This window comes from Dactylosporangium sp. NPDC049742 (genome assembly GCF_040674675.1).
Taxonomy (GTDB): Bacteria; Actinomycetota; Actinomycetes; order Mycobacteriales; family Micromonosporaceae; genus Dactylosporangium; species Dactylosporangium maewongense.
The window spans coordinates 48,607-71,806 of sequence record NZ_JBFANF010000028.1; the positions used below are offsets into that span (position 1 = coordinate 48,607).

Here is a 23,200-nt window from a genome sequence, read left to right on the forward strand (position 1 = left end):
TCCGCTGCGCTCCGGCCCGCTCATGGCGTCTCCCCGATCAGCGCGGCCTCGTCGGCGCGGGCGTCGTCGGGCACCAGGCGCAGCGGCGAGGAGACGAGACGGTCGCCGGAGCGCACCGGCAGCGTGAGGCGGAACTGGGCGCCCTTGCCGGGCGCGCCCCAGGCCTCCAGCCAGCCGCCGTGCAGCCGGGCGTCCTCCAGGCTGATCGACAGGCCGAGCCCGGTGCCGCCGGTCTGCCGCGCCCGGGACGGGTCGGCCCGCCAGAAGCGGTTGAACACGAGCTTCTCCTCGCCGGTCTTCAGCCCGACCCCGTGGTCTCGGACGGTCACCGCCACCGCGGCCTCGTCGATGGCCAGGGTCACCACGACCGGTTTGCCCTCACCGTGCTCGACGGCGTTGCCCAGCAGGTTGCGCAGCACCCGCTCGACGCGCCGCGGGTCGACCTCGGCGATCGCCCCGTCCTCCGGCGCCTCGACCCGCAACGGTACTTTGCAGCGCTCGGCGAGCGGCTCGAGCCGCTCCGCGACCCGGCGCACGATCGGCGCGAGGTCGGTCGGCTCGGCGTCCAGCGCGGCGAACCCGGCGTCGAAGCGGCTGATCTCCAGCAGGTCGGTGAGCAGGTCCTCGAACCGGTCCAGCTCGGCCTGCAGCAGCTCCGCGCTGCGCGCGGCGGCCGGGTCGAAGTCGTCGCGGTAGGCGAAGAGCAGGTCCGCCGCCATCCGCACGGTGGTCAGCGGGGTGCGCAGCTCGTGCGACACGTCGGAGGTGAAGCGCCGCTGCAGGCGCGACATCTCCTCCAGCCGCACGATCTGCCGCTGCAGGTTGGCCGCCATCTGGTTGAACGCGGCGGCCAGCCGCGCCAGGTCGTCCTCGCCCTTGACCTGCATGCGCTGGTCGAGCAGGCCGGCGGAGAGCCGCTGCGCGGTGCGGGCCGCGACCCGCACGGGCTTCACCACGAGCCGGGTCATGGTCGCCGCGATCAGGGCGAGCAGCGCGACGAGCGCCACGCCGGTCGCCGTGACCACCAGCGCGACGAACTCGACCAGGTCGTTCTCGGCCTTCAGCGGCAGCAGGTAGTACAGCTCCAACGGCTGGCCACCGGTGATGATCGGGGTGCCCATGACCAGGAAGCGGGTAGGCCCCCGCCCGACGTCGAGGGTCTCGATCTGCTGCCACGTGCCGGGCTTGCGGCCGCTGACGACCGACTCGCGGAGCTGGCGCATCGAGCTCTGCTGCATCACCGTGGCCGTGCCGTTGTCCGGCGACGCGGCCCCCGGCGTGCCCTGCCGCAGGATGACGACCTCGGAATCGGGGTTGTCCATGGAGGTGGCCAGGTCCAACGCCACGCTCCGCATCTTCCCGGGCAGCCCCGGATCGTCGGCCTGGGTGTAGCCCTCCAGCTGCTTGGTCGCCTCCCGGGCGCCGCGCAGGATCTGGTCCTCGGAGGTGTCGACCTGGGTGCGCAGCACGCCCTGGCTGATCAGGGAGGCGACCGTGTAACCGAACGCCGACACCAGGATCGCCGAGAGCAGCAGCGTGATGCCCACGACGCGGAACTGCAGCGACCGGCGCCACTGCCGTCGGGCGGCGGCGTAGAAGCGGCGCAGGCGGCGGCTCACGACGTGCGGGATCAGCCGCTTCGGCCGGAAGCGGCTGAAGCGGCGGACCTGCACGACGATCGGGTCGATACGCACCAAGGCAGACCTCAGCCCGTGCCGGCCTTGTAGCCCACGCCGCGCACGGTCAGGATGATCTCCGGCTTCTCCGGGTCGGGCTCGATCTTGGCGCGCAGCCGCTGGACGTGGACGTTGACCAGACGGGTGTCGGCGGCGTGCCGGTAGCCCCAGACCTGCTCGAGCAGCACCTCGCGGGTGAACACCTGGCGCGGCTTGCGGGCCAGGGCCACCAGCAGGTCGAACTCGAGCGGCGTCAGCTTGACCTCCTCACCGTCGCGCATGACGGTGTGCGCCGGCACGTCGATGGTGATCTGGTTGCCGGGCGGGCCGATGGTCAGCAGCTCGGGGGCGACGTCCTCGCCGCGGCGCAGCCGGGCCCGCATGCGCGCGACCAGCTCCTTGGGCTTGAACGGCTTCATCACGTAGTCGTCGGCGCCCGACTCGAGCCCGAGCACCACGTCGACCGTGTCGCTCTTGGCGGTGAGCATCACGATCGGCACGCCGGACTCGGCGCGGATGGACCGGCACACGTCGATGCCGCTCATGCCCGGCAGCATCAGGTCGAGCAGGACGATGTCGGGCCGACTGTCCCGGAACGCACCGAGTGCACGCTCGCCGTCCGCGACGAAGGACGGGAGGAAGCCTTCGCTGCGCAGGACGATGCCGAGCATCTCGGCAAGGGCGGGGTCGTCGTCGACCACCAGGACGCGGGCTCTCATGCGGTCCAATATTTCACCTCGACGCCCGAAGATGGGAACCCGATGCCCGATCTTGGTCAGTTTCCGGCCATCTGGTCAGGGCGGGCCGCCGGGTTCGCGCCTGCCGACTACGGTGTCCGCGTGGACCAGCACAGCCCGGTGATCCCACTGCGTCCGCTCACCTTCGGTGAGCTGCTCGACGCGGGGGTGCTGCTGCTGCGCGCCAATGCCCGGTTGTTCCTGGTCGCCGCGTTCGTGCTGGCGGTGTGCGAGCAGGCCGTGCTGTTCCCGCTGCGCTCCGTCGCCGGCGTGGACGGCACGACGGACATCTTCGACGCCGACACCGGGATGTGGTGGCTGGTCTTCTGCTGCGGCCTGGCCACGGAGGGCGTCGTGCTGGCGCTGCTCGGCGGGCTGACCGGAGCGGCCGTCGGGCCGGCCCTGCTCGGGACCCCCGCGCCGGCCCGCGACCTGCTGCGCGCGTGGGGGCGGCGGGCGCCGGCGCTGATCCTCCTCGCCCTCTCGGTCGGCCTGATCCTGCTGCCGAGCGCGATCGTGGCGCTGCCGTGGTTCTACTTCTTCGGCGCGATCGGCCTGGCCGCGCCCGCGCTCGTGGTCGACCGGGTCGGGCCCGGGGCGGCGCTGGTGCGCTCCCTGAACCTGGCGCCGGTCGGGATGCGTGGCGTGGCGATCCGGCTGGGCGGCTACGGCGGGTGGGCGGCGATCCGGGTGGCGATCGGCATGGGCACCGCCGCGCTGCTGGACACCGTGCTGCCGAGCGACGCGCTGGTCTACGAGATCGTGACGGTGGCGGTGTGGGTGCTGGCCAACACCGTCGTGTATGCCGCGCTCGCCAGCGTCGACGCCGTCCTGTACCTGGAGAGCCGGATGCGGGTCGAGGGGCTCGACGTCGCGGTCGGCCGGTCCCGCCGGCTCGGCCGCCCCGTCGACCTGGCCCAGGCCGCCCTCTCCGGCGCGGTGCAGCGATGACCCGCGGCTGGGCCGAGTTCCTCGAGCGGCTGTCCGCGGCGGTCGGGCTGCCGCTGCTGGTGTTCCTCCTGCTGCTGCTGTCGGTCGTCGGCGGCGTCCTGTACTACTTCTTCCCGCGCTGGGTCCCGAAGCGCTTCCCGCGGCTGCGCTTGCGGAAGCGGAAGAAGAGGGACGCCGAGGAACCGAAGACGGCCGCGCCCGAGGAGGTCGACATCGAGACCGCCGAGCCGTCGAGCGGCGACACGCTGCCCGACCTGCCGGCCAAGGTGTTCCTGAGCCTGGCCGACCGGCTGGCCGCGGAGGGCCGCTACGCCGAGGCGGTCCGCGAGCGGCTCCGGGCGATCGTGCGGGGGCTCGCCGACAGGCGCGCCGTCGAGGTGCTGCCCGGCATGACCGTGACCGAGGTGGCCCACGCCGCGTCCGCCGTGGTGCCGGCCGCCGAGCCGGCGCTGCGCGGCGCGACCGGGATCTTCTCCGACATCTGGTATGGGCAGATCCCCGCCACCGAGGAGCACGACACCCTGATGCGGCGGTACGCGGCGGAGGTCGACGCATGAAGAAGGCGCGCTCCCGGCGGTGGCTGCGGGTCGTGGTCCCACCCGTCGCCGCCCTGCTGGTCGTGATCACCGGCCTGGTGCTGTACCAGTGGGAGCAGCCCGACGAGGAGGACGCCGCCTACCTGTCGCCGGTCAGCACGGCGGCCATCGGCGCGAGCACCCTCGCCGACCGCGTCCGCGCGGCCGGGGTCACGATCGCCCGGGTCGGCAGCACCGCCGACGCGTTCCTGGCCGAGAACCGCGGCGACGTGACGATCCTGCTCACCACCCCGCAGTTCGTGCACCCCGAGTACTTGAAGCGCATGGCGCTGCTGCCGGGCTCGACCCGGGTCGTGCTCGTCGAGCCCAGCAAGCAGACCCTGCTGCGCGCGCAGATGCCGCTCACCACCGGCCGGCGGGCCCTCGCCGGCTCGGTGAGCGCGCCGGGGTGCGACTACCGGCCCGCGGCCGACGCCGGCCCGGCGGGGATCCACCGGACCAGCTACGGGCCCGTCGACCCGGTCGCCGAGGAGGAGTTCGCCCGCTGCTACGACGACTCGCTCATCGTGTTCAGCCGGGGCTGGACCACCACGACGATCGCCGGCTCCGCGGACCCGTTCCGCAACGACCGCATCGGCGAGGCCGGCAACGCGAGGCTCGCCACCAGCCTGCTGACCACCAGGCCGCGGCTCGTCTGGGTCGACCTGCACCGGCACGAGTCGCCGCCGGAGCCGGTGCGGGACCCCGCCCCTCCCGTGCCGACGGCGACGCGGACCGCCAGCGCCGAGCCGACCGCCACGACGACCCGCGACCAGGACCTGCCCAGCACCGGCCCCAGCCGGACCAGGGGCGGGACCCCCAGCCCGGTCCCCGGCGCGACGCAGGCCGGCGGTCGCGGCGAACCCGCCAACCCGCTGTGGGAGGCCTTCCCGGCGTGGGTCTACGTGGTCGCGGTGCTGCTCGTCGTCACGCTGCTGCTGTACGCCCTGGCCAGGGCGCGCCGGATGGGCGGCCCGGTGGTGGAGCCGCTGCCGGTGGTCGTGCGCGCCGGCGAGACGGTCACCGGCCGGGGCCGGCTGTACCAGCGGGCCCGGGCGCGCGACGAGTCGCTACGGACGCTGCGGGCGGCCGCCGTGGCCCGGATGGCGCGGCTGCTGCGGCTGGAGCCCGGCACCGACCGCAGGGTGCTCGTGGCCACGGTCGCCGCGTGGAGCGGCTGGCCCCCCGAGGTCGTCGACGACACGCTGTTCGGCCCGCCGCCCGCGGACGACGAGGCGCTGGTCGCCGCGGCCGTCCGGCTGGAAATGCTCACCGAGGCCGTGACCAACGAACAACCCCACGCAGAAGGAGCACGACGGTGACCGACACCGCTATCCCGCTGGCACAGCCGGCGCCAGAGCCGACAGCGGGGCCGGTCGGGGACCCGCAGGAGGCCCGCGCCGCCCTCGGCCGGCTGCGCGCCGAGGTCGGCAAGGTCGTCGTCGGCCAGGACGCCGTCGTGTCCGGCATGGTGATCGCCCTGCTCGCCCGCGGGCACGTGCTGCTGGAAGGCGTGCCGGGCGTGGCGAAGACGCTGCTCGTGCGCACCATCGCCGCGGCGCTGGACCTGGACACCAAGCGGGTCCAGTTCACCCCCGACCTGATGCCCGGCGACGTCACCGGTTCGCTGATCTTCGACGCCCGCACCGCCGAGTTCGAGTTCCGGGAGGGGCCGGTCTTCACCAACCTGCTGCTCGCCGACGAGATCAACCGGACGCCGCCGAAGACCCAGGCGTCGCTGCTGGAGGTCATGGAGGAGCGGCAGGTGTCGGTGGAGGGCCGGGCCCGCCCGCTGCCGGACCCGTTCCTGGTCGCCGCGACGCAGAACCCGATCGAGTACGAGGGCACCTATCCGCTGCCGGAGGCGCAGCTCGACCGGTTCCTGCTGAAGCTGACCGTGCCGCTGCCGACCCGCGACGAGGAGCTCGGCGTGCTGCGCGCGCACCACCGCGGCTTCGACCCGCGCCGGCTGCGCGACGCCGGGGTGACCGCCGTCGCGACCGCGGCCGACCTCGCCGCCGGGCGTGCCGCGGTGCAGCGGGTCGCGGTCGCCGACGGGGTCCTCGCGTATGTGGTCGACCTCTGCCGCGCGACCCGCGTGTCGCCGTCGCTGGAGCTCGGCGCCTCGCCGCGCGGCGCGACGGCGCTGCTCGCCGCGGCGAAGGCGTGGGCGTGGCTGACCGGCCGCGACTACGTCACCCCCGACGACGTGAAGGCCCTCGCCCGGCCGACGCTGCGGCACCGGGTGCGGCTGCGGGCCGAGGCGGAGCTGGAGGGCGTCACCGCCGACGCGGTGCTCGACTCGGTCCTCGCGACCGTGCCGGCCCCGCGATGAACGCGGTGTCCGCGTGACCGCCTGTCTTCCGTGCGGTCTTCCGTGCGGGAGCGGCTTCGTGACCGCCTGCCTTCGCGTGGGGGTGGATTCGTGATCACCTGGCGGCCGGCCGCGCTCGTCGCCGCCGGCACGCTCCTGCTCGCCCTGGTCGGCATCGCCGCCGGGGACGCGGTCGGCGGCGGCTGGCTGTGGCTCGGCGCCGCGGTCCTGCTCGCCGGCGTCGCCGCCGCGTGCGCCGTGGACTACTTCGCCGCCGTGCCGCCGCGCGCGCTGACGCTGTCCCGGTCCGGGCACCAGTCGCTGTGGCTCGGCGACACCGGCAGCGTCGAGCTGACCATCCGCAACGGCGCCGACCGGCCGTTCGTGGGGCGCGTCCGCGACGCGTGGGTGCCGTCCGCCGGCGCGTTCCCCGCCGAGCAGGAGGTCCGGATCGAGCCGGGCCGGGCGGTGAAGCTGACGACGTCGCTGACCCCGACCCGCCGCGGCGACCGGCCCGCCGTCCGGGTGACCCTGCGCTCCCATGGGCCGTTGCGGCTCATGTACCGCCAGACGACGCGCCGGACCGCGGACGCCATGACCCCGTCGTGGCGGCTCCGGGTCTACCCGGCGTTCGCGTCCCGGCGGTTCCTGCCCGAGAAGGTCGCCAGGCTGCGGGTCCTGGACGGGTCGGTGGTGACCCGCGGGCGGGGCCAGGGCACCGAGTTCGACACCCTCCGCGAGTACGTCGTCGGCGACGACGTCCGCTCGATCGACTGGCGCGGCAGCGCCCGCCGCTCCGACGTCGTGGTCCGCACCTGGCGGCCCGAGCGCGACCGCCGGCTCGTCTGCGTCCTGGACACCGGACGGACGTCGGCGACCCGGATCGGCGACGAGCCCCGGCTCGACGCGGCGATGGACGCCGCGCTGCTGCTCGCCTCCGTCGCCGCCCGCGCCGACGACCGGGTCGACCTGCTCGCCGTCGACACCACCGTCCGCGCCTCGGTGACGAACGTCGACAAGAGCACGCTGCTGTGGCGCCTCGTCACCGCGATGGCCCCGCTCCAACCGGCGCTCGTCGAGACCGACTTCGGCCTGGTCGCCGGCGAGGTGCTGCGGCGCGAGCGGAAGCGGGCCCTCGTGGTGCTCTTCACCGCGCTGGAGCCGGGCGCGCTCGGCGACGGCCTGCTGCCGGTCCTGCCGCAGCTGGCCGCGAAGCACCGGGTCGTCGTCGCCGCGGTGCACGACCCGGAGCTGAGCCGCATGGCCCAGGTCCGGCCCGGCGCGACCCCGGCCGACGTCTACGCGGCCGCCGCGGCGCAGCGCACCCTCGCCGAGCGGGAGCGGGTCAGCGCCGCCCTGCGCCGCCACGGCGTGGAGGTGGTCGACGCCCCGGCCGACGTGTTCGCGTCCCGGGTCACCGACCACTACCTCGCCCTGAAGACCAGCGGCCGGCTCTAGGCCACCGGGACCGCGGCCTCGGTCAGTTCCTCCGGCAGGTCCGTCGACACGCCACGCAGTTCCGCGGCCCGGCCGAGGATCACGACGTACGCCAGGAAACCCAGCCACACGACGGCGCCGATCACGTCCTTGACCAGCATCGGCAGCTCGGACGGCGTCAGGAAGCCCTCCAGGACGCCGCTGACCAGCAGCACCACCACGAGCCCGAGGGCGACCAGCATCCCCTCCCGGGCCGCCGCCACCAGCGCCCGGCCGCGGGTCCGCAGCGGCCCGGGCACGATCCACGCCCACCCGATCCGCAGCCCCACCCCAGCACCGACGAAGACGGCGGTCAGCTCCAGCAGGCCGTGCGGCATGATCAGGCCGAAGAACACGTCGCCGCGCCCGTACGTGATCATCACGCCGCCGGTCAGCCCGATGTTCAGCGCGTTGTTGAACAGCACGATCAGCACCGGCAGGAGCAGCACACCACCGGCGAGGCACTCCGCGGTCAGCACCGCGTTGTTGGTCCAGACGCGCAGCGTCGAGTTCTGCGCCTGGAACTCGCTGTAGTAGCCGACGAATTCGCTCTGGACCAACTTCGTGATCGTCGCGTCGTCCATGAACAGGTCGGCGACCTCCGGGTTGGCCACCACGTACGCCATGATCCCGAACGTGACCAGACTGAACACCGTCGCCACGGCCGACCACCACGGCCAGGCCCGGTAGACCGCCAGCGGGAACGTCTCCGTGAAGAACTTCCCGACGGTCCGCCACGAGAACGCCGGCGCCCCCGTGATCGCGTTGCGGGCGGCCAGCACCAGGCGGGACAGGTGGGCGACGAGCGCCGGGTCGGGCGACCGGCTACGCACGGCGGACAGGTGCGTCGCCGCCCGCTGGTAGAGCGCGACCAGCTCGTCGGCCTCGGCAGCACTGACCCGCCGCCGGCGCGCCAGCTCGTCCAGCCGCCTCCACTCGGCGGAATGCTCGGCGACGTATGCGTCCAGATCCACGACGGCAGCGTAGACGGCGCGGGCACCCCCGGTGGCCCGGTCCTTCGGGGTGCGCGCGGGGACGCGCGGTGGTGCGGCCGTGTAGGACACTGTTGCGCATGCGCATCGCCACGGCCCCCGAAAGTCCAGGAGACCGCCTGGTCAGCGGCGAGGCCGTCGAGCTGGACGTGCGGGTCGCCAGGATCGGCTCGCGGGCCGTCGCGCTCATCATCGACGCCTTCGGCCAGGCCGTCCTGTTCATGGTCCTGTTCGTGGCGGCCTCGTTCCTCCGCCTCGTGACCGACGCCGCCGGCCTCTTCGACGACGGCCTCGGCCAGGCCATCTTCACCGTCATCCTGGTCGTCACGGCCCTGGGCTACCCGGCCTTCTTCGAGACCGTCCTGCGCGGCCGCACCCCCGGCAAGGCCGCCATGGGCCTGCGCGTGGTCCGCGACGACGGCGGCCCGGTCCGCTTCCGCCACGCCTTCACCCGGGCGCTGCTCGGCCTGGCCCTGGAGTGGCCCGGCCTCCTCCTGCCGGTGGTCACCTGGGTCGCCAGCCTCGGCACCATGCTCATCGGCCGCAGCGGCAAGCGCCTCGGCGACTGGGCCGCCGGCACGATCGTCATCCACGAGCGCACCCCGGCGAGCTGGGGCTGGGTCCCGGCCATGCCACCGCCGCTGCGCTCATGGGCGACCCGTCTGGACCTCACCGGCCTCGACGACAGCCTGGCCCTGGCCGTCCGCCACTTCCTGGCCCGCAACCGTGAGATCACCGAACCGTCCCGCACCGCCCTCGGCCGCGCCCTGGCCCGCGAGGTCGCGCTCTGCACGACCCCGCCCCCGCCCCGCGACGCCCCCGGCTGGGCGTACCTGGCCGCCGTCATCGCCGAACGCAACCGCCGCGCCACCGCCCAGCTCGTCAAGGCCCGCGCCGCCTCGTCCAGCGTCTGGCCGGACCTCCACGCCGCCGCCGGCCCACACCTCGTCGGCCCCTTCGAGCCAGCCCCACCCCCGACCGCCCTCCGCCCCGCCGTCCCCCGCTGACCCCCGCCCACCCACCGCCCCTTCCACGGCCCCCTTCAACCACCGACGCCGCGCCACCGCACCCGCCACCCCCGACTACACACCGCCTCTTCCGCGGCCCCCTTCAACCACCGACGCCGCGCCACCGCACCCGCCACCCCCGACTACACACCGCCTCTTCCGCGGCCCCCTTCGACCGACGATGCCGCGCCACCGCACCCGCCGGCCGCGCAGCCGTCACTCCCAACCCTGCGGACAGCGCCCACGCACCACACCGCCGCGACTCCCACCTAGCGGACGCCGCACACCGCACCACACCGCCGCAGGACTCCCCACTCTGTGGATGCCGCCTCCGCATTCCATCGTCACGGGGCTCTCACATTCCGCGCTCCACTCCCCGCGCTCCGGTCCGCTTCGACCTCCCGCCGCCCCACTGCCTGGGACTCCCCGGACTTCCGCTGTGTTCGCTGCCGGCCTCCGCACTCCCGCGCCCACTCGCTCGTCGTCTTCGCTCGCCCGCTGCCGTCTTCGCTCGCCCGCTGCCCTACTCGCTCGCCCACCGCCCTCCTCTCACTCCTCGCACGCCCGTTCTCCTTGCCCGTCCCTTTGCCCGCCGAACTCTTGCTCGCAGGCTTCTCACGGCCCACCCCTCTTCACACAGACATTGATCAATGCCCCAGAATGCGGCAATTGCTCGATAGATGTTGCGCTATCTACCCACAAAATGATCTTTAAAATGAGGGTAGATCGCGCAATGTCTATTCCGAAAAAGGGCAATTCTGGGCATTGATCAACGTCTGTGCGGATGGAGGGCGCCGCGCGTTGCGGGGCCAGGAAGCGAAACGAACGGCCCCGGGCTGGAGCCTCGCGGGTGGGCAGGGTCCGGACCGGGGCCGTGGGGTAAAAGCGAGTGCCTAGACCAGTTTGACGGCCTCGGCGTAGTGGCAGGCGCTGCGGTGGCCCTGGCCGCGGTCGGTGAGGGCCGGGATCTCGTCGGTGCAGAGCTTGCGTTCGGTGTCGGTGAGCTCGGTGGCGAACTTCGGGCACCGGGTGCGGAAGCGGCAGCCGCTCGGCGGGTTGACCGGGCTCGGCACGTCGCCGGTGAGGAGGATGCGCTTGCGGACGCGTTCCTTGCGCGGGTCGGGCAGCGGGATCGCCGAGATCAGCGCCTGGGTGTAGGGGTGCGACGCCCTCGTGAACAGCTCCTCGACCGTAGCCGTCTCCACGATCCGGCCGAGGTACATCACCGCGACGCGGTGGGCGATGTGCCGGACCACGGACAGGTCGTGGGAGACGAAGAGGTAGGACAGGCCCAGCTCGTTCTGCAGGTCCTCGAGCAGGTTGATGACGCCCGCCTGGATGGAGACGTCCAGGGCGGACACGGGTTCGTCCAGGACCAGGACCTTCGGGCGCAGCGCCAGGGCCCGGGCGATCCCGATGCGCTGGCGCTGGCCGCCGGAGAACTCGTGCGGGTAGCGGTTGCCGTGCTCGGCGTTGAGGCCGACCGTCGACATCAGTTCGCGGACCTTCGCCGGGCCGCCGTCGGAGAAGAGACCGTGGATGCGCAGCGGCTCGGCGATGATCTCGAAGACGGTCATGCGCGGGTCGAGCGACGCGAACGGGTCCTGGAACACGATCTGCAGGTCGCGGCGCAGGGGTCGCATCTGCGCGCGGGACAGCCGGGTGAGCTCCTTGCCCGCGTAGTGGATCTCGCCGCTGGTGGGGCGGATCAGGTTGAGCAGCAGGCGGGCCGTGGTCGACTTGCCGCAGCCGGACTCGCCGACCAGGCCCAGGGTCTCGGTGCCGCCGATCTCGAAGGAGACGTCGCAGACGGCGTGCACCTCGCCGACCCGCCGGCGCAGGATGCCGCGGGAGCGGACCGGGAAGTGCTTGACCAGGTTCTTGGCGGAGATGACCGTGCCGGTGACGGCGGGCTTCGTGGTGTCGATGGTCATGAGGCGTCCTCGGGCGTGTCGGCGGCCAGGTCCGTGTCGGCCACCGCGACCTCTTCGGTGTCGACGTCGACAGAGGTCACCGCGAAGACGTCGGTGGCCTGGGTGTCGACGAGCTGGGTGCTGAAGTGGCAGGCCGCGGCGTGCTGGCCGTCGAGGTCGACCGGGAGGAGGTCGGGCTCGACCTCGTCGCAGATGTCCTGGGCCATCGGGCAGCGGGGCCGGAAGGGGCAGCCGGGCGGCAGGTTGAGCAGCGACGGCGGCGTCCCGACGATCGGCGTGAGCCGGGCGTCGCGGCCCTCGTCGACGCGGGGCAGGCTGCCCAGCAGGCCGAGGGCGTAGGGCATCCGCGGACGGTAGAAGATGTCGTCGACGGTGCCCGACTCGACCAGCTTGCCGGCGTACATGACGCACACCCGGTCGGCGTGACCGGCGATGACGCCGAGGTCGTGGGTGATCAGCACGAGCGCGGCGCCGATCTCCGTGCGGGCCGCCTCGAGGGCCTCCAGGACCTGCGCCTGGACGGTGACGTCGAGCGCGGTGGTCGGCTCGTCGGCGATCATGACCTCGGGGTTGTTCGCCATCGCGATGGCGATGACGACCCGCTGGCGCATGCCGCCCGACATCTCGTGCGGGTAGTTGTTGACCCGCTGCTCCGGGTACGGGATGCCGACGACCTTCAGCAGCTCGACCGCTCGGTCCCAGGCCGACCGCTTGCTGACGTCGTGGTGCACGAGCACGGCCTCGGCGATCTGCTTGCCGATGGTGTAGACCGGGTTGAGCGAGGTCAGCGGGTCCTGGAAGATCATCGCCAGGTTCTTGCCGCGGATCTTGCTCATCTCGCGGTCGTTCTTGCCCAGCAGTTCCTCGCCGCGGAAGCGGGCCGAGCCGGTGATCTTCGCGGAGCCGGGCAGCAGGCCCATGAGCGCGAGCGACGTGACCGACTTGCCGGAGCCCGACTCGCCGACGATGCCGAGCGTCTCGCCGCGCCGCAAGGTGTACGACACCCCACGGACCGCCTTGACGAGACCGTCCTCGGTGGGGAACGAGACGCTGAGGTTGTCGACCTCCAGGACGGTGTCCGTCGCGGTTGGGCGGGTGTTCAGTTCGATGGAGGTCATCGGCGCACCAGTGTCTGTCGGGGGTCGAACGCGTCGCGCAGGCCGTCACCGATGAAGTTGACCGTCAGCGCGATGAGGATGATGAACAGGCCGGGGAAGTAGAACAGCCACGGCTGGTCCTGCACGGAGAGCTTGGCGTCGTTGATGAGCAGGCCCAGCGAGGTGTCGGGCCGCTGCACGCCGAAGCCGATGAAGGACAGCGCGGTCTCGGCGAGGATCGTGGTCGCGATCGTGACGGTCGCGGCGACGATGATCGAGCCGAGCGCGTTGGGCAGCAGGTGCCGCACGATGATGCGCAGGTCGCTGGCGCCCATCGCCTTCGCCGCCTCGACGAACTCCTGCTCGCGCAGTGACAGCACGACGCCGCGGACGACGCGGGAGATGCCGGCCCAGGCCAGGAACGACAGCACGAGGGCGAGGCCCCACCAGCTGGCGCCGCCCTGGAGGTTGACCGACAGGGTCACCGCGATCGCGATGCTGGGCAGCGTGAGCACCACGTCGGCGATGCGCATCAGCACACCGTCGGCCCAGCTGCGGTAGAAGGCCGCGACGGCGCCCCACAGCGCGCCGAAGGTGGTGGCGATCAGCGCGACCAGCAGCGAGATCTTCAGCGACTGCTGGGTGCCGCGCATGCTCTGGCCGAGCAGGTCGTGGCCGGCCTGGTCGGTGCCGAGGGGGTACTCCGCGGACGGCGGCGAGAAGCTCGGGCCGTCGATGTACGCGTAGTCGTACTTCCACACCAGCGGCCCGACGAACGCGAACAGGACGATGAGCAGGAAGAGCACGAGGCTGCCGACGGCGAGCTTGTGGCGCAGGAACCGGCGGAGCACCAGCTCGGCCTGGGAGCGCTGACGCGTGGTCAGTACGGGGGTCGCCTCGGGGGCCTGGGTGGCCAGTGAGCTACTCATAACGGATCCTCGGGTCCAGCACGGCGTAGAGGAGGTCGGCGACGATGTTGAAGAGGATCACGACGACGCCGGAGACGAGCAGCCAGCCGAGCAGTGAGTTGACGTCCCGCCGGGTGACGGATTCCAGCAGGTAGGTACCCATGCCGGACCAGTTGAAGACGGTCTCGGTGATCACCGCGCCGCCGAAGATGCCGCCGATGTCGACGGCGGTGATGGTGGCGAGCGGGATCAGGGCGGTGCGCAGGGCGTGGCGGACCATGACCTGCCGGCGGAGCAGTCCCTTGGACCGGGCCAGCCGGACGTAGTCGCTGTTGAGGACCTCCAGCATCGCGCTGCGCTGATATCGGCTCCAGGCCGCGTACGTGATGAGCGTCAGCGAGATGGTGGGCAGGACCATGTGCCCCGCGATATCGGTGATCTTGCCCCACGTATCGAACGAGTCATGGTTGTAGTCCTGATCGCCCAGCGTGTAGAAGACCTGTGAGCCGGTGCTCTGGTTGTACGCGACGCCGGCCTCCTTGAGCAGCAGCGCGAGCCAGAACGACGGGATCGACAGCGCGAGGAAGCCGACGAAGGTGAAGCCGTAGTCGACCTTGCTGTACTGCTTGACCGCGCTCAGCACGCCGGAGACGACGGCGAGCAGGACGGCCAGCAGCATGGCGACGAACACCAGCCGGAGCGTGACCCACAGCCGGTCGCCGAGCTGGTCGCCGATGTTCAGGGTCTTCTCGGTGGACTGGCCGAAGTCGCCGTGCAGGATGAGGTTGCCCAGCCAGCTGAAGTACCGCTCGTGGAGCGGCTTGTCCAGACCGAGCCGGTGGGCCTCCAGCTGTCTGGTCTCGAGCGGGACCGGTGGGTTCCGCGCTTCCATGTCGTCGATGGGGTTGCCCGACAGTGAGGCGATGACGAACACGAATATCGAGGCGGCGATGAGCACCGGAATTCCGATCAGGAGCCGGCGCACCGCATAGGCGATCATGAGTTTCCTCCGCTTATTGGCAGGTGCGGGAGGACCCCGGACGCACGCGGCGTCCGGGGTCCCCGTCGATCCGGTGCGTCAGGCCGCTTTCTGGCCCCACTCCTGGATGTTGTACGTCGGGCTCCACTGCGTCGCGTTGTCCCGGATGTTGACGTAGTCCGAGTAGGTGAACGTCAGCGTGGGCTTCTGCGCGATCGGGAGGACATAGGCCTCCTTCGACAGGATCTCGTCGCCCTGGTTGATCAGGTCGGCGGCCTTCTTCGGGTCGAGCGAGCGGGCACCCTCGTTGGTCAGCTTGTCGACCTCGGCGTTGGAGTAGCTGCCGTAGTTACCGCCGTTGCCGGTGACCCAGTTCTGCTCGGCCGCGCCCTGGTACAGCGGGCTGCCGACCCAGGCGAAGATGATCATGTCGTAGTCGGCGCTGGAGAGGGTCTTGCCGAGCGTCTCGGTGACCTCGATCTTGATGTCCAGACCGATGTTCTTCAGGGCCGCCTGGACCAGCTCACCGGTCGTGGCGCGCAGCTGGTTGCCCTTGGTGTGACGGAAGCGCAGCGGCGGCACGGCCTCGCCGGTCTTCGTGATGAGCTTGCCGCCCTCGATCTTGTAGCCGGCGTCGGTCAGGATCTTCTTGGCCTTCTCGACGTCACCGGAGCCCTGACCCGTGGGGGACACGACGTCCTTGTAGTTCGGGTCGCCGGGGAAGAAGTTGTGGCTGCCGAGCGGCTTCGCGGCCTTGTCGAACACACCGTAGGTCTTGTCGATGATCGACTTGACGTTGATCGCGGTGAAGATCGCCTGGCGCAGCGAGAGGTCGGCCAGGTACTTGTTCTTCAGGTTCAGGTCCAGGTGCTCCCACTGGTACCCGTGGCCGATGCGGTAGATGACACCGGGCGTCTCGGCCGCGCCGTTCACCAGAGCCGCGTTCGGCTGCGGCGACATGCCGGTGATCTCCTTGTTCTTCAGGGCCGGGATGACGCTGCCCTGGTCGATCACGAACTTGAAGACGACCTTGTCGAGGGACGGCTTGACCTTGCCGTACCACTTGTCGTTCTTCTTGAGCACCAGCGACTGGTCCTTGTTGAACGTGTCGATGACCAGCGGGCCGCCGGACCAGGTCGGCACGGTCTCGCTGAACCAGTTGGCGGCGCTGTTGACGCCCTCGGGCTTGTTCAGGTCGAAGCCCTGCTTGGTCGCGAGGTGCGCCGGGTAGAGGCCGTCGGTGGAGTAGAGGCCCTTCCAGTCGGCGTAGGTCTTGCCGTCGTCGAAGGTCACCGTCACGGTCTTGCCGTTGTCGGAGCCGACGATGCTCTTGATCAGGTCATAGCCGGAGGTGCTGGCGGGCGTGCACTCCGAGCAGTGCTCCTTCTTCCCGGAGTTCTGCTTCCAGCCGAAGATGAAGTCGTCGGCGCTGATCGCGGTGCCGTCGTTCCAGACCGCGTCGGCCTTGATCTTGTAGACCACGGTCTGCGGGTTCTGGTTGGTGAGCTCGGCCGAGGTCATGAGGTCGGCGTTGAGGGTGAGCGCGCCGCTCGGGTCGGACTTGTAGACCTGCGGGATGACACCCGACAGCGCCTGCGAGGCGACGAGCGTGTTGCCCTCTTCAGTGGTGATGTTCCAGCTGGTGAAGCTCTGCTCGAGGCCGAAGATGTATTCACCGCCCGGCTTGGTGTTGCCGCTGTTGCAGGTGTTCGGGCTCTTCTCGCAGTCGGCGAAGCCGGCGTTGGACGTCGGCGTCTCCTTCTTGGTGTCACTCCCGCCACCGCAGGCGGTCAACGTGAGCAGCGAAGCCGCCGCGACCGCGACGAGGCTGGTGAGCCCCTTCGATCTCGTGCGCATGGTCTCCTCCAGTCAGGAACGACAGCCCTGGCCACGATGAGTCCGCGGTCGCGGGCACGACCGTGGGCCAACCAGGCTGCGTTGTGGTGCCTAAAGGAAACGACGCGATGGGCAACCTGCATAGAGGATGTAGAGATTCGTAACTGTCCCGTTATGCGGACTGTTGGCCGACCATTTGCCCAACGAAACGGACGTTCTGAAGTGCAGTTGTTACAGATGGTGAAAGTAGATCTTGCTGACTTGCGCCCGAAATATCCGAGAAACATGCCTTCGAATGCGTCGAATCTACGCGAAGAGCGCCCGACCCCAGAAGTCGTCGGCGGCACGGACGCCAGGAGGGCAGGCGAACAAACCACTTGACACATGGCGGATGTACTCGTTGAGCGCGTCCTGCCGGGCCAGCCGGGTCTGCATCGGCACGAACTGCCGGCGCGGATCCCGCTGGTAGGCGATGAAGAACAGGCCGGCGTCGAGGCGGCCGAGCCCGTCGGAGCCATCGACGAAGTTGTACCCGCGGCGCAGCAGCCGCGCGCCCTCGTTGGCGTCGGGGTGCGCGAGCCGCACGTGCGCGTCGGCGGCGATGGCCGGCCCGCCGTCCGCGCCCTTCGCGTCGAACTTCGGCAGGTCGAACTCGGCCTTGCCGCCCAGCGGCGCGCCCTCGCCCTTGTCCCGGCCGATGATCGCCTCCTGCTCGCCGAGCGACGTGCGGTCCCACGTCTCGATGAGCATCCGGATCTTCCGGGTGACGACGTAGGACCCGCCGGTCATCCACTCCGCGCCGTCGCCCGGCTGCACCCACAGCTGCTCCTTGAGCAGCTGGGTGTCCTCGGCCTTCAGGTTGGCGGTGCCGTCCTTGAACCCGAACAGGTTGCGCGCGGTGACCTGGCCGCGGGAGGTCGACGAGGTGCGGCCGAAGCCCAGCTGCGTCCAGCGGACGCTGACCACCCCGAAGCCGATGCGGGCGAGGTTGCGCACGGCGTGCACCGCCACCTGCGGGTCGTGCGCGCACGCCTGGATGCAGATGTCGCCGCCGGAGAGCTCCGGCTTGAGCGTGTCCTTGGCGAAGCGCGGCAGGTCGGCGAGGGCCGCCGGCCGCTTGTCGGCGATGCCGAAGCGGTCCTTGCCCTCGGCGGTGCGGAACAGCGTCGGCCCGAAGCCGATCGTGATCGTCAGGCCCGACGGCGGCAGGCCGATCGCCTCACCCGTGTCGTCCGGGGCGGCCTCCGGGGCGCCGGCGACCGCGCCGATGCTGCCGGCGTCGCGGCCCGCGGTCATCCGCGCCGCCGCCATCGTCCACTTCTCCAGCAGCTCGACGAGATCCGCCTTCTTGTCGGTGATGACGTCGAAGGCGACGAAGTGCAGGCGGTCCTGGGCCGGCGTGACGATGCCGGCCTGGTGCTCGCCGTAGAACGGGATCGCCGCACCCGCGTCGGCGGCCTGGGCCGGGTGGGTGGCGCCGTCGAGCAGGGTCGCTCCGGCCACGCCCGCGGCCGCGGCGCCGATGGCACCCGCGCCGGCGAGGCCGAGCATCTTGCGGCGATCCATCTGGTGTCCTTTCCGTCGCCGCGGCCCCGGCCACCCCACGAGGGGCGGCCGGGGCCGGCGGGCACTACTTGGCGGCTACGAGCGGGGCGACCTTGCTGATCGGCTCGGCGAGGGCGTTGATCGCGTCGCCGAGCTGCTTGAGCTCGGTCTCGGACAGCTCGTTGTGCAGCTTCCAGCCGTCGCCCTTGCGGTGCTTGTCGAGCTCGGCCTGCGCCGCGGCGAACTTGTCGTCGAGCGTCTTGGCGAGGGCGGCGTCCTTCTCCTCGATCACCGGGCGGAGCGCGGCGATCGCGGCGCGGGAGCCTTCGAGGTTGGCGGCGAAGTCCCACAGGTCCGTGTGCGAGAAGATGTCCTCCTCGCCGGTGATCTTGCCGGTGGCGACCTCGTCGAGCAGCTCCTTGGCACCGTTGGCCAGGTTCAGCGGCGACAGCTGCACGCTGTTGGCCTTCTCCACGATCGTCTTGACGTCGGCGAGCAGCTTGTCGGCGGTCGGGCCGGACTTGCTGACGTCCTTGGTGATCCAGAGGTCCTTCTCGATCTTGTGGAAGCCGGTCCACTCCTGGCCGGCCTCCAGGTCCGCCTCGCGGGCGTCGATGGCCGGGTCGAGGTCGCCGAAGCTCTCCGCGACGGGCTCGATGCGCTCCCAGTACGTGCGGGCGATCGGGAAGAGCGTCTTGGCCTTCTCCATGTCGCCGGCCTTGACCGCGTCGACGAACTCGGTGGTCTTGTCGATCAGCGCGCCGGTCTGGCTCTTCACGTAGCGCTGGTAGTCCTGCGTCGCCTGGGCGAGCTTCGCGTCGTCGGTGAGCGGCTTCGCCTCACCGGTGGCCTTGAAGCCGCCACGGATGCCCTTGCCGACCATGCCGGGCTTGCAGGCCGTCTCGTACGTGCCTGCGGGCAGCTCGACGATGAGCTCGCGGCTCAGGCCGGGCGCCACGTTCTCGACCTCGCCCATGATCCGGTCACCGGCGGCGAAGACGTAGAACTCGGTGACCTTGGCGCCCTTGTTGCTGACCGTGAACGTCACCGGCCCGGACGTGACCTCGGTCTTGGAGACCTTGCACTCGGTGTCGGTCGCGGTGACGGCGATCTTGCCGTTGCCGGCCTCACCACCGGCCTTGGCGCCGTCCTTGCTGTCGCCGCAACCGGCGAGGCTCAGCGCCGCGGCAGTGCCCGCGCTCACCGCGATCAGGGCTGTTTTACGCATGGTTCTCCTACGGAACGTGAGGTGCGGGCGGTTAAACGGAGGTGGAGACCGGCGCCGACGCCGGCTTCGGGGTCTTCTTCAGCAGCGGCAGCAGGAACAGGACGAGGACCGGGATGCCATAGGCGAGCCAGGCGACCGTCTCCAGGACCGTCGGCTGCGGCGTGATGTTGAACATGCCGCGGAGCAGTTCGGCGTACCAGGCGTCGGGCGGCAGCGCGCCGGTCACGTCGTACGCGTGCGAGTTGATCCCCGGCAGGACACCGCTCTCCTGCAGGTCGTGCACCCCGTACTTGAAGATCCCGGCGGCGACGAGCACGAGCAGCGCGCCGGTCCAGGTGAAGAAGCGGGTCAGGTTGATGCGGACGGCGCTGACGTACAGCAGCCAGCCGAGCACGACCGAGGTGAGCAGGCCGAGACTGATGCCGATCAGCGGCTCGGCGGAGTCCTGGGTGCCCTGGGCGGCGGCGTAGAACAGGATCGAGGTCTCCAGGCCCTCCCGGACCACGGCGAGGAAGGCCATGCCGGCGATCGCCCACGCGCCGACCTGGATCGCCTCCTCGAGCCGCCCGCGCAGCTCGGCGGCCATCCTGCGGGCCATCCGGCGCATCCAGAAGATCATCCAGGTCACGAAGACCACGGCGGCGAACGACGCGCACGCCTCGAACAGCTCCTGCTGCTCGAAGCTCAGGGTCGCCGCGCCCGCCTCGAGAAGGGCGGCGAAGCCGATGGAGAGCAGCGCGGCCGCGGCCACCCCGGCCCACACGAACTTCAGCAGATGCTTGCGCTCGCTCTTGACCAGGAAAGCGACGAGAATGGAGACCACCAGGGTGATCTCGAGCCCTTCACGCAGGCCGATCAGGTAGATGGCGGTCATTCAGGGCTCCGCAGGTTAGCCGAACCTTACTTAGGTCAGCGTTACCTTACCGGCGAGCCCCGGGTTCTACAAGTTGTAGAAGCGCGAGGGCCCGGCCGTGTGAACGGCCGGGCCCTCAAATGCCTGCTGCGTGGCTCAGTAGCGGTAGTGCTCGGGCTTGTAGGGGCCCTCGACCGGGATACCGAGGTACTCGGCCTGCTTCTTGGACAGCTCGGTGAGCTTGACGCCGAGGGCGTCCAGGTGCAGCCGGGCGACCTTCTCGTCGAGGTGCTTGGGCAGCGTGTAGACGCCGACCGGGTAGTCCTCGAGCTTGGTGAACAGCTCGATCTGCGCGATGACCTGGTTGGTGAAGCTGTTGGACATCACGAAGCTCGGGTGGCCGGTCGCGTTGCCCAGGTTGAGCAGGCGGCCCTCCGACAGCACGATGATCGAGTGGCCGTCGTCGAACTTCCACTCGTCGACCTGCGGCTTGATGTTGATCCGCTTGACGTCGGAGCGCTTGGTCAGGCCGGCCATGTCGATCTCGTTGTCGAAGTGGCCGATGTTGCCGACGATCGCCTGGTGCTTCATCTGCGCCATGTGGTCGGCGGTCAGCACGTCGAGGCAGCCGGTCGCGGTGATGAAGATGTCGGCGGTGGAGACGACGTCCTCGATGGTGGCGACCTGGTAGCCGTCCATCGCGGCCTGCAGCGCGCAGATCGGGTCGACCTCGGTGACGATGACGCGGGCGCCCTGGCCGCGCAGTGACTCCGCGCAGCCCTTGCCGACGTCGCCGTAGCCGAACACGACCGCGACCTTGCCGCCGATCAGCACGTCGGTGGCCCGGTTGATGCCGTCGATGAGCGAGTGGCGGCAGCCGTACTTGTTGTCGAACTTCGACTTGGTGACCGAGTCGTTGACGTTGATCGCCGGGAAGAGCAGCTTGCCCTGCTGGTGCATCTCGTAGAGCCGGTGCACGCCGGTGGTGGTCTCCTCGGTCACGCCCTTGATGCCGGCGGCGACCTTGGACCAACGGCCCTTGTCCTCGCTCAGCGAGGTGTGCAGCAGCTGGAGGATGACCGCGTACTCCTCCGAGTCGGCGGTGTCGACCGCCGGGACCGCGCCGATGCCCTCGAACTCGGCACCCTTGTGCACGAGCAGCGTGGCGTCACCGCCGTCGTCGAGGATCATGTTGGGCGCCTCGCCGTCCGGCCACAGCAGGACCTGCTCGGTGCACCACCAGTACTCCTCCAGGGTCTCGCCCTTCCAGGCGTAGACCGGGATGCCGGACGGGTTCTCCGGCGTGCCCTCGGGGCCGACCGCGATCGCGGCGGCGGCGTGGTCCTGCGTCGAGAAGATGTTGCAGCTGGCCCAGCGCACCTGCGCGCCGAGCGCGGCGAGGGTCTCGATCAGCACCGCGGTCTGGATCGTCATGTGCAGCGAACCGGTGATCCGCGCGCCCCGAAGCGGCTGCGACGCGGCGAACTCACGGCGGATCGCCATCAGGCCGGGCATCTCGTGCTCGGCGAGCTGGATCTCCTTGCGCCCGAAGGCCGCGAGGGAGAGGTCGGCAACCTTGAAGTCACCCTCGGCCACGGTCTTCGGGCGGTCGCCCTGGGCGATCCGCGGCGGCAGCGTGCTGGTCATGCAGTCTCCTGGTCTGTGGGCCGGATCTGGATCTGGGCCCGAATGCGAGCCGCGCTGATCGACCAGTCGCGGCCAGGCCCAAAGCGGCGCGACTCTTACGGTACGCGGCACGGCACTAGTGATGCCCACCGGCCTTTGGACAGCGCACGGGGCGGTGAGATCACTCTCACCGCCCCGTGCTTCCCCCCGGTTTGGCTCCCCCGCGTGAGGCTCAGACTCAACGTCGAACCCTGCGTAGTCAGAACATTACCCTGTGCAGTCGCAATGTCAAGGCAAATACGGACAAGACGCCACGTTTTGAGTTGCCGGCTTACGGAGTGGCCGCCTGGAAGACGTCGCCCTCGCCGCTGATCGCCAGCTCCCCCCGGGACGCGGGGGCGAAGGCCGCCTGCCCGGCCTCGAGGGTGACCGGCACCACGCCGTCGTCCACCCGGACGCCGCCGCGCACGCACAGCACGATCCGCGGGCCGCCGCCGGGCAGCCGGACCGCCGGGGTCCCGGCGTCCAGGACCGCCCGGTGCAGGGTGAAGTCGTCGACCGGCACCGGCCAGGTCACCAGACCCGGCCCGACCTGCGTGGGACGCGTGACGGGGTCGTCGAGCACCTCGAAGCGCAGCACCCGCAGCAGCTCCTCGACGTCGACGTGCTTCGGGGTCAGGCCGCCCCGCAGCACGTTGTCGGAGGCGGCCATGATCTCCACGCCGACGCCCCGCAGGTAGGCGTGCAGGTTGCCCGCGGGCATCCAGACCGCCTCGCCGGGGTGCAGCCGGACCCGGTTGAGCAGCATCGCGACGATGACGCCGGCGTCTCCCGGGTACTGCTCGGCGAGCTCCACGGCCAGGGAGTAGGCCCCGCCGCGGCCGGCGCACGCCGCCACGACCTCGTCCACCAGCGTGGCGTCGGGCTTGGCCAGCAGGCCGCGCACCGCGTCGTGCAGGGCGGCGGCCTTGTCGTCCTGGCGCAGCGCGCCGACGGTCTCCTCCAGCCCCGCGACGCCGAGCGCGGCCAGGTCGGCGGCCGTGACCGCCGGGTCCCGGAAGCCGCACAGCGCGTCGAACTCGGTGAGCGCGACCAGCATCTCCGGCTTGTGCCACGCGTCCACGTAGGACGGGTGGCCCGCCGCGTGCGCCTCCCGGGCCTGGGCGAGCGTCGGGTGCGCCTGCAGCGACAGCGGCTGGGCCGCCGCGAGGATCTTCAGCAGGAAGGGCAGCCGGGCCCCGAAGCGCTCGACCCCGGCCGCCCCGAGCAGGCCGGCCGGGTCCGCGGCGATCGCGTCGGTGAGGGTCGTGCCGCTCACCGCGAGGCGGGACGGGCTCGCGGGGTGCGCGCCCATCCACAGCTCCGCCTCCGGCTCTGCCGTCGGCGCGGGGCGCCCCTGCAGCGTGGCGATCGCGGTCTGCGACCCCCACGCGTACTTGCGGATCGGACTGTCGAGCAGCTCCACG

Annotated in this window: 19 protein-coding genes; 6 read left to right on the plus strand and 13 right to left on the minus strand. The window is 71.0% G+C overall.

The window, feature by feature from the left end; genetic code table 11:
• Window positions 1–20: 20 nt before the first annotated feature.
• Together mtrB and mtrA are read right to left on the minus strand one after the other, a co-directional pair.
• Complete coding sequence (mtrB, locus tag AB0J72_RS30310; protein WP_363404585.1) at window positions 21–1,619, minus strand: MtrAB system histidine kinase MtrB; 1,599 nt, start codon at window positions 1,617–1,619, stop codon at window positions 21–23.
• Window positions 1,620–1,705: 86 nt separating this feature from the next.
• Window positions 1,706–2,395, minus strand: a complete 690-nt coding sequence (mtrA, locus tag AB0J72_RS30315) for an MtrAB system response regulator MtrA (RefSeq protein ID WP_033364613.1) — start codon at window positions 2,393–2,395, stop codon at window positions 1,706–1,708.
• A gap of 120 nt (window positions 2,396–2,515) precedes the next feature.
• Between mtrA and AB0J72_RS30320 the strand changes: the two genes are divergently transcribed.
• The 5 genes from AB0J72_RS30320 to AB0J72_RS30340 all read left to right on the plus strand — a co-directional run bounded on the left by AB0J72_RS30320 (window position 2,516) and on the right by AB0J72_RS30340 (window position 7,711).
• Window positions 2,516–3,364 (plus strand): hypothetical protein, encoded by an 849-nt coding sequence (locus tag AB0J72_RS30320; protein WP_363404454.1) that lies wholly within the window; start codon window positions 2,516–2,518, stop codon window positions 3,362–3,364.
• Complete coding sequence (locus AB0J72_RS30325; protein WP_363404456.1) at window positions 3,361–3,921, plus strand: DUF4129 domain-containing protein; 561 nt, start codon at window positions 3,361–3,363, stop codon at window positions 3,919–3,921. The genes AB0J72_RS30320 and AB0J72_RS30325 overlap by 4 nt, the downstream gene beginning before the upstream one ends.
• A complete protein-coding gene (locus AB0J72_RS30330; protein ID WP_363404458.1) occupies window positions 3,918–5,261 on the plus strand; it encodes a DUF4350 domain-containing protein in 1,344 nt (447 codons plus the stop codon). Before AB0J72_RS30325 ends, AB0J72_RS30330 begins: the two co-directional genes overlap by 4 nt.
• A 17-nt stretch (window positions 5,262–5,278) precedes the next feature.
• On the plus strand, window positions 5,279–6,274 hold the full coding sequence (locus AB0J72_RS30335; RefSeq protein ID WP_363404587.1) for a MoxR family ATPase: 996 nt from the start codon (window positions 5,279–5,281) through the stop codon (window positions 6,272–6,274).
• Between the two features lie 93 nt (window positions 6,275–6,367).
• Window positions 6,368–7,711: a DUF58 domain-containing protein gene (locus tag AB0J72_RS30340; RefSeq protein ID WP_363404589.1), complete on the plus strand. Its 1,344-nt coding sequence runs from the start codon at window positions 6,368–6,370 to the stop codon at window positions 7,709–7,711.
• On the opposite strand, the gene AB0J72_RS30345 is transcribed toward AB0J72_RS30340, so the two are convergent.
• A complete protein-coding gene (locus AB0J72_RS30345; protein WP_363404460.1) occupies window positions 7,708–8,703 on the minus strand; it encodes a stage II sporulation protein M in 996 nt (331 codons plus the stop codon). The genes AB0J72_RS30340 and AB0J72_RS30345 overlap by 4 nt on opposite strands.
• Window positions 8,704–8,801: 98 nt before the next feature.
• Here AB0J72_RS30345 and AB0J72_RS30350 point away from each other — a divergent pair, with 98 nt between their 5' ends.
• Window positions 8,802–9,728 (plus strand): RDD family protein, encoded by a 927-nt coding sequence (locus AB0J72_RS30350; protein ID WP_363404462.1) that lies wholly within the window; start codon window positions 8,802–8,804, stop codon window positions 9,726–9,728.
• An 893-nt stretch (window positions 9,729–10,621) separates the two neighbouring features.
• On the opposite strand, the gene AB0J72_RS30355 is transcribed toward AB0J72_RS30350, so the two are convergent.
• From AB0J72_RS30355 to manA, 10 genes are all read right to left on the minus strand, one after another.
• Window positions 10,622–11,662, minus strand: coding sequence for an oligopeptide/dipeptide ABC transporter ATP-binding protein (locus tag AB0J72_RS30355; RefSeq protein ID WP_363404464.1), 1,041 nt, complete (start codon window positions 11,660–11,662; stop codon window positions 10,622–10,624).
• Window positions 11,659–12,780 carry an ABC transporter ATP-binding protein gene (locus tag AB0J72_RS30360; protein WP_363404466.1) on the minus strand — a complete coding sequence of 374 codons (1,122 nt, stop codon included), beginning with the start codon at window positions 12,778–12,780 and terminating at the stop codon, window positions 11,659–11,661. Before AB0J72_RS30360 ends, AB0J72_RS30355 begins: the two co-directional genes overlap by 4 nt.
• Window positions 12,777–13,688, minus strand: a complete 912-nt coding sequence (locus tag AB0J72_RS30365; protein WP_344501621.1) for an ABC transporter permease — start codon at window positions 13,686–13,688, stop codon at window positions 12,777–12,779. Before AB0J72_RS30365 ends, AB0J72_RS30360 begins: the two co-directional genes overlap by 4 nt.
• A complete protein-coding gene (locus AB0J72_RS30370; RefSeq protein ID WP_363404468.1) occupies window positions 13,681–14,667 on the minus strand; it encodes an ABC transporter permease in 987 nt (328 codons plus the stop codon). The genes AB0J72_RS30365 and AB0J72_RS30370 overlap by 8 nt, the downstream gene beginning before the upstream one ends.
• A gap of 78 nt (window positions 14,668–14,745) precedes the next feature.
• On the minus strand, window positions 14,746–16,503 hold the full coding sequence (locus tag AB0J72_RS30375) for an ABC transporter family substrate-binding protein (protein WP_363404470.1): 1,758 nt from the start codon (window positions 16,501–16,503) through the stop codon (window positions 14,746–14,748).
• Between the two features lie 285 nt (window positions 16,504–16,788).
• Window positions 16,789–18,048 (minus strand): iron uptake transporter deferrochelatase/peroxidase subunit, encoded by a 1,260-nt coding sequence (gene efeB / locus AB0J72_RS30380; RefSeq protein ID WP_363404472.1) that lies wholly within the window; start codon window positions 18,046–18,048, stop codon window positions 16,789–16,791.
• Window positions 18,049–18,112: 64 nt separating this feature from the next.
• Window positions 18,113–19,255: an iron uptake system protein EfeO gene (gene efeO, locus AB0J72_RS30385; protein WP_363404474.1), complete on the minus strand. Its 1,143-nt coding sequence runs from the start codon at window positions 19,253–19,255 to the stop codon at window positions 18,113–18,115.
• A 31-nt stretch (window positions 19,256–19,286) separates the two neighbouring features.
• Window positions 19,287–20,129, minus strand: coding sequence for an iron uptake transporter permease EfeU (efeU, locus tag AB0J72_RS30390; RefSeq protein ID WP_363404476.1), 843 nt, complete (start codon window positions 20,127–20,129; stop codon window positions 19,287–19,289).
• A 135-nt stretch (window positions 20,130–20,264) separates the two neighbouring features.
• Window positions 20,265–21,755, minus strand: coding sequence for an adenosylhomocysteinase (gene ahcY, locus AB0J72_RS30395; RefSeq protein WP_360559557.1), 1,491 nt, complete (start codon window positions 21,753–21,755; stop codon window positions 20,265–20,267).
• 310 nt (window positions 21,756–22,065) lie between these two features.
• Window positions 22,066–23,199 carry a mannose-6-phosphate isomerase, class I gene (manA, locus tag AB0J72_RS30400; protein ID WP_363404478.1) on the minus strand — a complete coding sequence of 378 codons (1,134 nt, stop codon included), beginning with the start codon at window positions 23,197–23,199 and terminating at the stop codon, window positions 22,066–22,068.
• Window position 23,200 lies beyond the last annotated feature (1 nt).